At 44.7% G+C, this 12,943-nt stretch carries 14 protein-coding genes; 4 read left to right on the top strand and 10 right to left on the bottom strand.

All coding sequences use genetic code 11. From position 1 onward, the window contains the following. The first annotated feature begins 357 nt into the window (after nucleotides 1-357). Genes AC5O63_RS19685 through AC5O63_RS19675 form a run of 3 tightly spaced genes read left to right on the top strand, consistent with a single transcriptional unit; the run spans nucleotide 358 to nucleotide 2,683 of the window. Nucleotides 358-1,161, top strand: coding sequence for a hypothetical protein (locus AC5O63_RS19685; protein ID WP_494506008.1), 804 nt, complete (start codon nucleotides 358-360; stop codon nucleotides 1,159-1,161). Further along, nucleotides 1,154-1,999, top strand: coding sequence for a glucosaminidase domain-containing protein (locus AC5O63_RS19680; protein WP_494506035.1), 846 nt, complete (start codon nucleotides 1,154-1,156; stop codon nucleotides 1,997-1,999). Before AC5O63_RS19685 ends, AC5O63_RS19680 begins: the two co-directional genes overlap by 8 nt. Before the next feature lie 27 nt (nucleotides 2,000-2,026). Further along, nucleotides 2,027-2,683, top strand: coding sequence for a DUF2987 domain-containing protein (locus AC5O63_RS19675; protein ID WP_494506007.1), 657 nt, complete (start codon nucleotides 2,027-2,029; stop codon nucleotides 2,681-2,683). Nucleotides 2,684-2,716: 33 nt separating this feature from the next. On the opposite strand, the gene AC5O63_RS19670 is transcribed toward AC5O63_RS19675, so the two are convergent. Further along, on the bottom strand, nucleotides 2,717-4,117 hold the full coding sequence (locus AC5O63_RS19670; protein ID WP_494506006.1) for an MATE family efflux transporter: 1,401 nt from the start codon (nucleotides 4,115-4,117) through the stop codon (nucleotides 2,717-2,719). A gap of 340 nt (nucleotides 4,118-4,457) precedes the next feature. Between AC5O63_RS19670 and ttcA the strand changes: the two genes are divergently transcribed. Further along, nucleotides 4,458-5,351 carry a tRNA 2-thiocytidine(32) synthetase TtcA gene (gene ttcA / locus AC5O63_RS19665; RefSeq protein ID WP_069666319.1) on the top strand — a complete coding sequence of 298 codons (894 nt, stop codon included), beginning with the start codon at nucleotides 4,458-4,460 and terminating at the stop codon, nucleotides 5,349-5,351. A gap of 67 nt (nucleotides 5,352-5,418) precedes the next feature. On the opposite strand, the gene uspE is transcribed toward ttcA, so the two are convergent. The 9 genes from uspE to ccoO form a co-directional block, all read right to left on the bottom strand. Continuing rightward, entirely contained in the window at nucleotides 5,419-6,366 is a 948-nt protein-coding gene (uspE, locus tag AC5O63_RS19660; RefSeq protein WP_171324324.1) for a universal stress protein UspE, read from the bottom strand. 143 nt (nucleotides 6,367-6,509) lie between these two features. Beyond that, nucleotides 6,510-7,259, bottom strand: a complete 750-nt coding sequence (gene fnr, locus AC5O63_RS19655) for a fumarate/nitrate reduction transcriptional regulator Fnr (RefSeq protein ID WP_004414051.1) — start codon at nucleotides 7,257-7,259, stop codon at nucleotides 6,510-6,512. An 88-nt stretch (nucleotides 7,260-7,347) separates the two neighbouring features. Then, on the bottom strand, nucleotides 7,348-8,022 hold the full coding sequence (locus AC5O63_RS19650; protein ID WP_494506005.1) for a sulfite exporter TauE/SafE family protein: 675 nt from the start codon (nucleotides 8,020-8,022) through the stop codon (nucleotides 7,348-7,350). Then, complete coding sequence (gene ccoS, locus AC5O63_RS19645) at nucleotides 8,019-8,183, bottom strand: cbb3-type cytochrome oxidase assembly protein CcoS (protein WP_004745922.1); 165 nt, start codon at nucleotides 8,181-8,183, stop codon at nucleotides 8,019-8,021. Before ccoS ends, AC5O63_RS19650 begins: the two co-directional genes overlap by 4 nt. Then, complete coding sequence (locus AC5O63_RS19640) at nucleotides 8,184-10,556, bottom strand: heavy metal translocating P-type ATPase (RefSeq protein WP_494506004.1); 2,373 nt, start codon at nucleotides 10,554-10,556, stop codon at nucleotides 8,184-8,186. It abuts the gene before it with no gap. 9 nt (nucleotides 10,557-10,565) lie between these two features. Next, nucleotides 10,566-11,045 (bottom strand): FixH family protein, encoded by a 480-nt coding sequence (locus tag AC5O63_RS19635; protein WP_494506003.1) that lies wholly within the window; start codon nucleotides 11,043-11,045, stop codon nucleotides 10,566-10,568. A 107-nt stretch (nucleotides 11,046-11,152) separates the two neighbouring features. Continuing rightward, a complete protein-coding gene (gene ccoP, locus AC5O63_RS19630; protein ID WP_171324316.1) occupies nucleotides 11,153-12,130 on the bottom strand; it encodes a cytochrome-c oxidase, cbb3-type subunit III in 978 nt (325 codons plus the stop codon). Next, nucleotides 12,127-12,303, bottom strand: a complete 177-nt coding sequence (locus AC5O63_RS19625) for a cbb3-type cytochrome oxidase subunit 3 (RefSeq protein WP_004745916.1) — start codon at nucleotides 12,301-12,303, stop codon at nucleotides 12,127-12,129. Before AC5O63_RS19625 ends, ccoP begins: the two co-directional genes overlap by 4 nt. A 15-nt stretch (nucleotides 12,304-12,318) precedes the next feature. Continuing rightward, nucleotides 12,319-12,939: a cytochrome-c oxidase, cbb3-type subunit II gene (gene ccoO / locus AC5O63_RS19620; RefSeq protein ID WP_004745914.1), complete on the bottom strand. Its 621-nt coding sequence runs from the start codon at nucleotides 12,937-12,939 to the stop codon at nucleotides 12,319-12,321. Nucleotides 12,940-12,943: the final 4 nt, after the last annotated feature.

The raw sequence follows: 12,943 nt of genomic DNA, 5'->3' as shown, positions 1-12,943 counted from the left end.
TTGAGATGACCCGTCGTTACACAAATTCGAGGCGCGCATCATAATCACCAAAATTGTGAATTCAAAGCATTTTCTTATTCTGAAACACAAAAATTTTTGCAGGTAAAAGTAAACATTCCTTACCATACTCTCTGTATGCTAAATAAACCGAGCATTCAGAGGAGAATTTCCTTTATTTCTGAGTCAGATATCTATACTGATACGATGCGTTTAGTGGTTAATTATCAACCAAACAGTCGATAAAGCAAGCAGCAAGGCGAGATCCGATTTTAGACTGAGTTTGGTTGACGTATAATGAAGCCAATTTTTATCAACAAGTTAGCTTGGTTATTGTCAAATCAGGCACTGGATTCAAGAATGAATAATGACATTGAAAAAGACTTCAACTTAGGGGGCAGCGTAGAGCGTGCACTTTCGGGCGACTACGAACTTAAAGCCGGCGAGGTCTTTAAGGAGGCTTGGCAACACACAGTAAAGCACTTCCTCTCTTTTTCTCCAGCGATAGTGGTGCTGATCGTACTGCAGTTGGCTATTTTCTACATCGCGCTTAAATTGCAGTTAGGTAACCCGGGGATCATTATTGATGCCGTTACCAATCCAGACGCCTTTGATCCAAGCATCTTCAACGCGATTATGGTGGCAAACTTTAGCTACGAAGTAATTAGCGCACCAATTTATGCAGGGATTTCTATGATGGCGATGAGCCATGCCGCCGGTCTGATGACTAAACCTCGTCATATTGGTAAAGGCCTGCAGTACACAGTGCCAGTCATTTTAGCCACCTTATTTAGCTTGCTGCTACAAGGTATAGCAGGAATGATTTTCCCTCTACTGTCTCTATATTTGTCACTGGCATTTACCAACTCCATTCTTCTGATTTGTGAAAAGCAAGTGCCACCGATGCAATCTCTGCTTTTATCGCTTCGCGCAGTCAATAAGAAGATCTTCGTTCTAGCTGGAATATATTCTGTTGTCTCAGTCATGTTTGTTGTTGGTATGATGTTCTACGGTTTAGGGCTGATTTTCGTCCTGCCTTTCTTCTTCCACGTGAAGGGAATCGTATACCGCAATATGTTTGGCATTAAGTTAAAAATTATTGCTTCTGATAGACCAAAAGATGAAGACGACAATGACAACGATTCACAAGTGTTCAATGCGTAAAAGTGAATTCATTGCTATTGCTGCAGCTGGCGTTATTGCCGGCTGTAGTTTTTATGGCTATGAACAAAACCAAGCCGAAGAGCGTGAACGCCGTAAACAAGCGCAAGTCGCTGAGCAACAAGCACCAGAGTTTATTGGCAAGTCTATCGGAGCCGCTCCAGACTTTTCTGCGATTAAAGATGTTAAGCAGAAGAAAAAAGCGTTTTTTGATTACTTAAGGCCGGGCATCGCGTTAGAGAATCAGCGAATTGTTTCTGAACGCCAACGCTTAGATTCGATTAGAGATAATTTCCAATCAGGCTCTATCACTGCCTCGGATACCAGCTATGCTAAGCGCTTAGGCAAACTGTATAAGGTTGAGCTGCCTGCTGAAGGGGTTTCTCAAGAGTGGCTAAACAACATGCTCCATCGCGTGGATGTGATACCTGAAGCTTTGGTACTTGTTCAAGGTGCCAATGAATCCGCTTGGGGGACATCTCGCTTTGCAACGCAGGCTAACAACTACTTTGGCCAGTGGTGTTACAGCTCCGGATGTGGCTTAGTGCCCCTGCAACGCGGAGAGGGCATGACTCACGAAGTCGCGAAGTTTAGCTCAGTCCAGCAGTCTATTCATGGCTACTTCATGAATGTAAATCGAAACAATGCCTACAAAGCGCTGCGCGAAATTCGTTACCAACGTCATCTCAATGACCAAAGCTTGACCGATACAGATGCGGCAATGGCATTAACCAGTGGATTGCTTAAATACTCTGAACGAGGTGAGGCATACGTCAACGATTTACAAAGCATGATCAGGCACAATCAGCAGTTCTGGGAATTACCCTTAGCCAATCAATAGAAAGCTAAATCAATAAGAAAGAAAGTAATGAAAAAAGTATCGTTAGCGATTTTAGCCGCAGCCCTATCTAGCACGGCAGTTCTGCCTGTTCAAGCTCAAGAATACATGTTTACTTACTCCAAACTGTTTTCGCATATGAAGCAGAATGCCAAAGAAGGACATGATGACGTAAAAGTGGGATTCTTTTTCCTTAACGCGGACACCAAACAACTGTGTGATATTGAAAAAGCATGGATGGAAAAAGAAGAGCATTACGAAGAGCTGACCATCTCTCCATATAATGAGGTGATTGTCCCGCTCGACAACAACCTAAAATCTGCCAATCCGCTTGTCTTTGTTCATACCCCAATGGATATGCGTTGCGACTTCTCAATGGTTGTGATGACCAAAGAACCGTTTTCAGGAGACGTCAGCTACGATCAAGTGAAAGTGCTTTTGCCTCAAATGCAGGCGATCTTAGAGCAGCTTGGTGGAATGTTTGCGAGTTGGTTTACACCGGATGTCGAAGGCGTCACGCTAGAGTTCCCGAACAAACTGAACTCGCAAATTCAGTTCTCTAACGGTACAACAAAACAAATTATCGATGGTAAGGTTCAAGTCGCGCTCGATGAAATAGGTGAGGGTGGCACAATGACCCTTCCTCAGGAAACTTCACGAGTACTTCCGTATCTGCCAAAAGCATAAAAGCTAAAAGGGTCGCCACTTGCGACCCTTTGTTTATACCATAGCTTGGCTTAACTTCTCATTCACTACGCGTTGCTGATTGCGTCTGATCACGACGAAGAGGCGTATTAGCATTGCAAAAGCAGCAGTTGAAAGCCCAGTGACGATCCCAATCCAAAAGCCTTTCTCACCCATAGCTGGAACTAGGTAATCCGTTAATCCCAAGACCATACCAAGTGGTAGCGCCAATCCCCAGTAGGCTAAAATCGCAAGCATCATCGGCACTTTGGTGTCTTTATACCCGCGAAGCGCACCGTTAGCCGAGGTTTGCAGTGCATCGCTAAATTGATACATCGCCGTAAACACCAGTAGGGTTGCGGCAGTCGCTGAAACGATAGGATCTGTTGTGTATAAACGGATGATCCACTCCGGAAACAGCAGAAAGAACGCAACTGACATTAACGATAGTAGTGCTGCGGTCACAACGCCGACATAACTTCGCATCGCAGCAAGTTGGTCTTTTTGTTCACCAAGGGCATGTCCCACACGTATTGTGATGCCAAACGAAAGGCTCATTGGAATCATGTAGGTCATGCTCGAAATGTTTAGTGCTATCTGAGCCGCTGCCACATTTTCTGCACCAATTCGCCCAATAAGTAGGGCGATTACCGCAAAAATACTGCCGCATACCGCGATATTGAGTCCGATAGGAAAACCTAACTTAAACAGGTGACTGATCTCATCCCAAACTGGCTTTAACTGCCCAAAATGAAGAATACGCTTATAGTGATGATGATGTTTTATATAGCTATAAAGTAACGCGGACATCAGCCAATAAACAAGGCTTGTCGCCCAGCCACAACCAACGGCTCCTAGAGCAGGGAAGCCAAACTTTCCATAGATAAGGATGTAATTCACTGGGATGTTTACAAGCAAACCCAGAACAGAAATAAGCATAGGTGCGCGAGTATTGTTCATCCCTTCACAAAAACCATTTAAGGTATAAAACAGCGCGATGCCTGGAACACCAAACGCCAAAGCAACGACATAATCACTGGCAATAGGAATAATATCTTGTGCCACACCAAGCGCAACCAGTATGTTTTCGCCCAGCACGAGGTACACCATCAAACAAGCACTCACGAACACTGCCAGCCAAAGCATTTGAACGAATGCGATCCGAACTTTATCGAGCTGTTGAGCTCCTCGATGGTAGGCAACGACTGGCGTAAGCGCCATGATGATACCACGCAGTAGCAGTGAGACAGGTAACCACAAGCTTGTACCAAGCGCGATCGCCGCAAGATCAGCTGCGCTGACTTGACCAGCCATTGTGGTGTCAACAAAGCCCATTGCTTGAGTGGCAAGCTGCATAACGATGATAGGGATCGAGAGATGCAACAGCGCACCCGATTCCTTAAAAAGACCAGAAACAGAAAAAGATGTGTTTTGCATGAAAGTAGATAAACACCAATATCAATGTACCAATGGAGGCAGGATGGCGACGTACATTGTAGGGTGTGCCTGTTAGACATCGGAAATATACGGGCTTTTGTGTTGTGATTCAACTCAAAAAACGCAGCAAGATAAACGTTTGCTCTTAAACAACTGGTATCACAATGAATCGCTTACTTTTTCTGATAGCAAATTGCGCTAAGTCAGTCGAACCTAATAATTCATCTTTGAGAATCAATGAAGCATTTAATCCTTGTGAAAAAGCTCGTATAATCCACGCCCCAATAAAACCACTTAGGAAGTGCTACTGTCGACTTGTTCGGCAATGTGAGAGCCCGCAATGAATCAAAAAGATACACGTAAAGAAACCTTAGAATTCAACAAACTTCAAAAGCGTCTGAGAAGAAATGTTGGAAATGCTATTACAGAATACAACATGATCGAAGAAGGCGATGTTGTAATGGCATGTATCAGTGGCGGTAAAGATTCATTTGCGATGCTTGATATTCTGCTTAACCTACAGAAAGCAGCACCGATCAAGTTTGAAGTCGTCGCGGTTAACTTAGACCAAAAGCAACCAGGATTCCCAGAGCACATCTTGCCAGACTACTTCGAGACGCTGAACATTCCTTACTACATAGTAGATAAAGATACTTACTCAGTGGTAAAAGAGAAGGTTCCTGAAGGCAAAACAACTTGTGGTCTTTGCTCTCGCCTGCGTCGCGGTACTTTGTACTCATTTGCAGAAAAAATCGGCGCAACCAAGCTTGCACTTGGTCACCACATGGATGACATCGTAGAAACCATGTTCCTAAACATGTTCCATGGTTCACGATTAAAAGCGATGCCACCTAAGCTGCGTTCAGATGATGGCCGTAACGTGGTAATCCGTCCTTTGACTTACTGCCGTGAAAAAGATCTGATCAAATACGCGGAACACAAAGATTTCCCTATTATTCCATGTAACCTTTGTGGCTCTCAGGAAAACCTGCAGCGTCAATCGATTAAAGCAATGCTAATTGATTGGGATAAGAAGACGCCAGGCCGCGTAGAAGCCATTTTTAAATCAATTCAGAATGTAAGCCCAAGCCAACTTGCAGACAAAGAGCTGTTTGATTTCGTCAACCTTCCGTTAGACCGTGAAGGCAGCCGTGAAGAATACGAGTTTAGCGAAGCGACGGTTTCGTCAACCAACATAGACGAATCTATGTTTATCGACGTTACCAACATATAAAACAGCATTTACTTACATTAAAAAGGGAAGATAGTTAGCTATCTTCCCTTTTCTTTATCTTACTGGTTTAAATCGCGGTCTTGGGATCAAGAGGGCTTATGTAGCCTTGCGGTTTCAACGCCATCACATCGCAATTGATCTTATCAATCACATGCTCTGCGGTATTACCAATAAACACCGCCGACAGCCCTGTACGACCTGTAGTACCAATAATCACCATTGCCGCGTTTAACTTTTCGGCAGCATCTGGAATCACATCTTCTGGTAGGCCTTGTTCAACTACCGTTTGCTCCTCATCATAACCATGTTTCTGACGTAGCGCCTTCATGGCTGTAAGGTGGTGACCACGAACCGCATCAGTATAAGTAGCAGGATCAAACTCAGGAAGCTCAATCGTAATGTTCGCAGGAGTAACAGGGTAGGCGTTAACTAGATAAGGCTTAGCGCCTAAACGTTCGGTTAAACTGTTTAGTTGCTCAACCATGGCATCATTTAAGCCTAAGTGGGTTTCGTTTTCAGATCCGACATGCACAGAGGCAAGAACACTCGCATCCGCTGGCCATTCTGTGTTCTTAACCAATAATACAGGACAAGGGCATTTACGGAGCAAGTGCCAATCGGTTGGAGTAAAGATGACAGACTCAAGTACGTCATGTTTACGCGTTCCTTTAATCACGATGTCATGCTCACCGGAAAATACTTCTGCGATAATCGCTTCATAAGGGCGGTTGTGCCATACAACACGAACATCAAACTCAATCTCATCATTGATGTAATCTTTGGCGATCTTGCGCATCCACTGTTCACGCTGTTGAATCACGCCACGGCGCATCGCATCGCGCTCATCAATCGACAGCATAGACGTCATATCGTAAGAGAAGTCATAGATAGAGAGGAAGAAAGTCACTCGACTAGGCGACCGGCTTTTTGCGGCTAGCTGCATCGCTCGCGCAAGCGCAGGCTGTTCGTCTTTGTTAATGTCGGCAACGACTAAAATCTTATTGTAAATACTCATATTGACTCCTTAGAGACGAGGAGGGGTATATGATTAATGTAGCTTAGATGGGAGGAGAGTTTTAGAAATACTTTGCGGAATTTGAGAGAAGTATGATGTAGCTCTATTTCGAAGTGAATTGCGAGCTACATCATTGAAAATTATTACGATTCTGTTGATACGCCTGCCAGTTCCATCAGCGCATCGTGGTCAAGAATAGTAATGTATTTACCCTTAACACTTAAGATCTCTGATTTCTGGAATCGACCAAGTAGACGAGAGATCGTTTCTACCGTTAAACCAAGGTAGTTACCAATGTCACCACGAGTCATGGTAAGACGGAATTCGCGCGGGCTAAAGCCACGTTGCGAGAAACGAGTAGAAAGGTTATATAGGAAAGCCGCCAAGCGCTCTTCTGCATTCTTCTTAGAAAGCAGCAAGATCATTTCTTGGTCACCTTTGATTTCGTTGCTCATCAAACGCATGATCTGCTGACGAAGCTTAGGCATTTTGCCTGATAGGTCGTCTAGAATTTCGTATGGAATTTCACATACCATCGACGTTTCTAGCGCTTGAGCGAAGCTAGGGTGAAGGTCGCCAGTAATTGCGTCAAAACCTACCAAGTCACCCGCTAAGTGGAAAGCAGTAATCTGCTCATCACCTTGCTCAGTGATTGTGTAGCTCTTGATTGTTCCTGAACGAATCGCGTAAAGAGATTTTAGTTCATCTCCTGCTTTGAACAATTCCTGTCCTTTCTGGATTGGCTTCTTACGCTCGATGATTTGATCAAGCTGATCGAGTTCAGATTCATTTAGCGTAAACGGAATACAAAGCTGGCTGATACTACAATCTTGGCAGTGAATTGCACAGCCACCGGATTGAATACGCTTTGTTGCAGGCTTTTCAGAAATCATAACAACCTTTCACTATTTGATATACATCAATATTTTAGCATCCATTAGCCCTAAAGGGTAGCTTAAAAAAATGTATAAAAACAGTTAACTATAAACTAATTGATAAGAGACTAAGTGCGCCATACGCTGTGTACAATCCATAAATTAAGATAGTAAAAGCAACGATATGACGAAATATGTCGGAATTTTGCAGCTTATGGAGCGATGTAGCCGCATGGCCAACAAGTAGCATCGCTGGTAATGTACCTGCGCCAAATGCCAGCATCACTAAAGCACCATTGATTGCGCTTCCAGACACCGCTGACCAAGTTAAAGTAGAGTAGACGAGACCACATGGAATCCAGCCCCAAATAAAGCCAAATGGGAGCGCATGTAGCGGAGATTTTAGCGGCAGCAGAGATTGTCCCGCAGGCGAGATCTTGCGCCAAATAACTTGCCCAAGCTTCTCTATATAAAGCAGGCCATGCCACCATCGGCCGATATAGCAAGCGAGTAGGATCATGAACAACGCCGCCGCCAAGCGTAACCAAACTAATACGTTGTTGAGCTGGCTAACTTCTGAAATAGAAGAAACCGCACCGCCAATCACTGCGCCAATGAGCGCGTAGCTAATAAGACGGCCACCGTTATAAAACAGAGGGACCAATTTTGATGGCTGAGACTGGCCTATAGTGAGCATGGAAGCAATACCGCCACACATGCCCATACAATGCCCAGCCCCAACAAGGCCAATAAAGAAGGCCCCAATCCAGTCAGGACTCATTTAGGTGGGTTCTCTTTATGATCGTCCTCATCAAACAAGATGTTGTGACCTTGACGCTCTAGATCTTCAAACTGTTCGCTTTTCACAGCCCAAAGGAATACAGCTACCGCGAGACAAACCAATACGATAGCGATAGGGATGAGGATATAAAGGCTTTCCATCTATTTACCTTTTTCTTTGAGCAAACGCAGAGAGTTAGATACTACAATAATTGAGCTCGCAGACATACCGACAACCGCAAAATATGGGGCAACAAATCCTGCTACCGCTAAAGGCAGTATCAATAGATTGTAGCCAAGTGACCAAGCAAGGTTTTCTCGAATGATTTTACGCGTTTGTAGTGCTAATTCACGCGCTTCTAAAATACGGTCAAGCCTGTCGCCTAACAGCACCATATCAGCCGATGCTTTCGCCACATCAGCACCACCACCCATAGCGACAGAAAGGTGCGCGCCGGCCAACGTTGGCGCATCATTGATCCCATCACCAATCATCATAGTAATGTCATCAGAGTCTACCTGCTGCAAGTAAGATAACTTATCTTGAGGTTTAGCTCCGGCTACGACATCTTTAATACCGATTTGGTTTGCAACAAGATCAGCGTTCTCTTTCGTGTCACCTGTTAGCAGAGTCACCTTTACACCCGACTTCTGGAACTTCTCGATAAACTCTTTGGTTTCAACACGAATAGGGTCACGATAGCCAAAGCTCGCGACATGTTGTCCATCAATAGAAAGAAAGACTGTATTCGCTTTGGAACGTTGTCCTTCACCCAAAACAAACTGGGCACTACCAATCTTAACTTGTTTGTTTTGATAGATACCTGTGATGCCTGAACCAATAACATTCTCAACGTCAGATACCGTCACGTTAACATCAGCATAAGGTTTGAATGCACGAGCAATAGGGTGGTTGGCATGAGATTCAAGTGAAGCCGCAACCGCTAACAATTCATCTTTTGTGTAGTCAGCGTTGATCTCTACATCATTGATTTCAATATCACCGTGAGTCAGCGTGCCTGTTTTATCAACAATCAGGTGATTCACCTTACACAGAGTTTCAAACACATGGCTTTTACGCAGTAGAATACCCAAATTGCCCATACGTGATGTCGCACAGGTTAATGCTGTTGGCGTCGCCAGAGACAACGCACAAGGACATGTTGCAACTAACACTGACAACATAATCCAGAATGCATCATCAGGTCTGCTAGAGTGCCAGAAGAACCAAGTGCCCGCTGCGATAATTAGAATGACTGCGACGAAATAGCGCGCAACAATATCGGCGATTTCAGCAATTTTGGGTTTTGATAACTGAGCTTCATCTTGCAGACGTACAATGTTAGAGATCATTGAGTCTGCTTTTGAAGAGGTGACTTCTAACTCAAACGACTCTTCACCATTTAGCGTACCTGCAAAGACATGATCGTCAACTTGCTTAACGACGGGGAGAGATTCACCCGTCAGCATTGATTCATCAATATGAACGCGACCGGCAGTGATCTTGCCGTCCGCTGGAATATGTTCACCCGGTAGAACGCGAATTTGGTCACCGACTTTTAGCGTTTTAACAGGGACTTGGTCACCGTTAAGTTTATTGGCAATAGCAGGAATCAGTTTTAATAGGTTTCCGCTTGCCGCTGCGGCTTTGCGGCGTGCGCGCATCTCGAGGAACCGACCAACCAAAAGGAAGAAAGCAAACATTGAGATAGACTCAAAGAACACTTCTCCTTGCTCAGTAACCGTTGCAACCAAACTTGCACAATAGGCAAAGATCATCGCGATAGAAACTGGGACATCCATGCCTAGAGTATGGCTACGCAGGCTGCGCCACGCATTTATATAGAATGGCAGAGCAGAGTAGAGCATCACTGGCGTGGCAAAGATCAAGCTTACCCAGCGGAAGTAGTTTTTAAACTCGGGCTCTAAGTCACCAAACACTTCTAGATAAAGCGCAACAGCCAGCATCATCACCTGCATTGTCGCAAGGCCTGCAATACCTAAACGATACAGGTATTGCTTCATCTGTTGGTGATAGGCAGCTTCTTGCTTGTCCGCTTCAAAAGGTGCGGCTTTATAACCAAGTTGGTGAATCAGAGAGAGTATTTCACTCAGTCTTGCTTGAGACTTGTCCCATGCTAATAAAGCACGGTTGGTTGTGGTATTAACTCGAATCGACAGAACACCACTTTTAGAAGAGACTTGCTTTTCGATCAGCCATGCACAGGCTGCACAAGAAACGCCTTCAAGTGACAATGTCACCTCTGAGCTATCTTTGCTATTACGGACGAATTCAGATTGTACTTCGTCATTGTCATAATGAATCAGTGCTTGAAGCTGCTCGGGGACAAGGTCTGCTTTTTCTGCAGGAGCAGTACGATATTGGTAGTAAGAGACCAAGCCGCTGTCGACGATAGTCTGAGCTACCGTCTCACAACCTGGGCAACACATCTCGCGTATGTCGCCCAAAATTTCGACTTTGAAATCCGTGTTGGCTGGTACATCTTCACCACAGTGATAACAGGATTTACACATAGACGCTTCTTAGTTAGATAGTTGTACTGCTGCCGACGTTGGGAACTCGATACGGCCTTGGATTAACCATTTCTCATCATGGGGCGTTAACTCAACAAACCATGGTCCTTGAAGCGCATCGTCAAGAGTGAATCGATATACACCACGCGCATCTGAAGTCACCAGTTTCGTGAAATCGTGGTCAGGAAGGGTACGGTGGGCAAACATAGCAGTGATTGCTGGGTAGTGATCTAATTGACCTTTATCAAATTCAATCACCACTGCGTTCCCTTCAGAGTGGAGTGAAGCTTTGAGCCCAAGCTCTTTGGTCACATTGACTCTTGAAATATCGACGTTGATCCCTTTACCTTTTTTATAGTAATCCTCGGTAACCAAATGAACAGAGTGGTTTGTAAGTATCGCCACTCGAACCAAAGTTAGTATAGATACTCCAACCGTAAGGGAGAGTATAAACCAGGGCCAAAACTGCTTATACCAAGGCTTTTCCATAAAAAAGTTCTCAATTGAAAAATTAAAAAAATTAGGGCTTTAACTGTAAAGAAAAGACAGCCCCTTTACCATCGATAGAGAGTAAGGGGCTGTAATAGAAATGTAACTTATTGTTCCGAGTTGCTTAAGCTCCACACATAAGCTGAAACTAGCTGAACTTTATCTTCACCTAGAATGTCTTTCCAAGCTGGCATTACGCCCGAACGACCGTTCATTACTGTTTCAGTTACTTCTGCGCGAGAACCACCAAACAACCAGTCTTGGTCAGTTAGATCAGGTGCGCCAACTGCTGGGTTACCTTTACCATCTGTACCGTGACACGCTGCACACACTACGAAACGAGCTTTACCAGCTTCTGCTTCGCGAGCGTTAACAGAACGTCCAGACAGGCTTAGCGTGTAGCTCACAACTTCTTTCACGCCTTGCTCGCCTAACGCGTCTTTCCAACCTGGCATTTGACCGATACGACCTTGCATTACAGTCGTAACAATCGCTTGTGGTTCGCCGCCGTATAGCCATGCATCATCAGTCAGGTTAGGGAAACCTTTCTGACCACGTGCATCAGAGCCGTGACACTGAGAACAGTTTTGCAGGAACAAACGCTGACCAACTTTCACTGCTTCATTATCCGCTGCAATTTCAGGGATAGGGCGCAGTTCAGTTGAGCCATCTACATAAGCCAGTTTCTTAAATGCTTCACCGAAGTAGGTATCTGCATCATCTAGCTCTTTAGCGTACTGAACCAACTGCTTATTCTCTTGCGCTTTTGCAATCGACGCTTTTGACTCTTCAAGAGAACGTACTGTTTGGTCAGAACTCTGCCAACCAAGAACGCCTTTGAAGTTACCTAGACCTGGGTACAGAGTTAGGTAAATAGCTGCGAATACAAACGTACCAACAAACAGATAAGTCCACCACTTAGGCAGTGGGTTGTTTAGTTCACGAATACCATCGTATTCGTGGCCCATATCTGCACCTTCTTCAACACCCATTTTATCTTTAAGGCACCAAAAAAGGAGCGCAGCACAGCCGACCAGTGTACCGACTGTGATGATGATTATCCAAAGACTCCAAAATGTCGTCATTGCTTAGTCACTCCTTGTTCTTTTTCAGGCGCTTTCTGCTCATCAGCAAAAACAAGGTTTGCAGCTTCATCAAAGCGTGCTTTACGGCTCTTACCGTAAGCCCACCAAACCACACCTAGAAAGCTAACGAACAGAACTATGGTCCAAATACTGTGAATAGTACCGATATCCATAATGTCACCCCTTTATTACTTCATTGCGTGACCAAGAGACTGAAGGTAAGCGATGATTGCATCCATCTCTGTTTTACCTTCTACATCTTTAGACGCGTTTGCGATTTGCTCATCAGTGTATGGAACACCAAACTGATCACGGAAGATTTCAAGTTTCTTCTGAGTGTTCTTACCATCAAGAACATTTTCTTCAAGCCATGGGAAACCAGGCATGTTTGACTCAGGAACCAACTCACGTGGGTCAATTAGGTGTACGCGGTGCCACTCATCAGAGTAACGACCACCAACGCGCGCTAGGTCAGGACCTGTACGCTTAGAGCCCCATAGGAATGGATGCTCGTATACACTTTCACCAGCAACAGAGTAGTGACCGTAACGTTCCGTCTCAGAGCGGAATGGACGAATCATTTGGCTGTGACATACGTTACAACCTTCACGGATGTATACATCACGACCTTCCATTTCAAGCGCTGTATAAGGACGTAGGTTCTCTACAGGCTCAGTCGTTTGCTTTTGGAAAATCAGAGGAGTGATCTCTACAAGAGCACCCAAGCTGATTGCAAAAACGATAAGAATCGCGAGTAAACCGACATTGCGTTCAACAATTTCGTGGCGATTGTTAGAATTAGAACTCATTCTT

The sequence above is a fragment of the Vibrio sp. SCP2 genome, from assembly GCF_059295395.1.
Note: the sequence above shows the minus strand (reverse complement) of the source record. Positions and strands in the feature narration are given on the sequence as shown.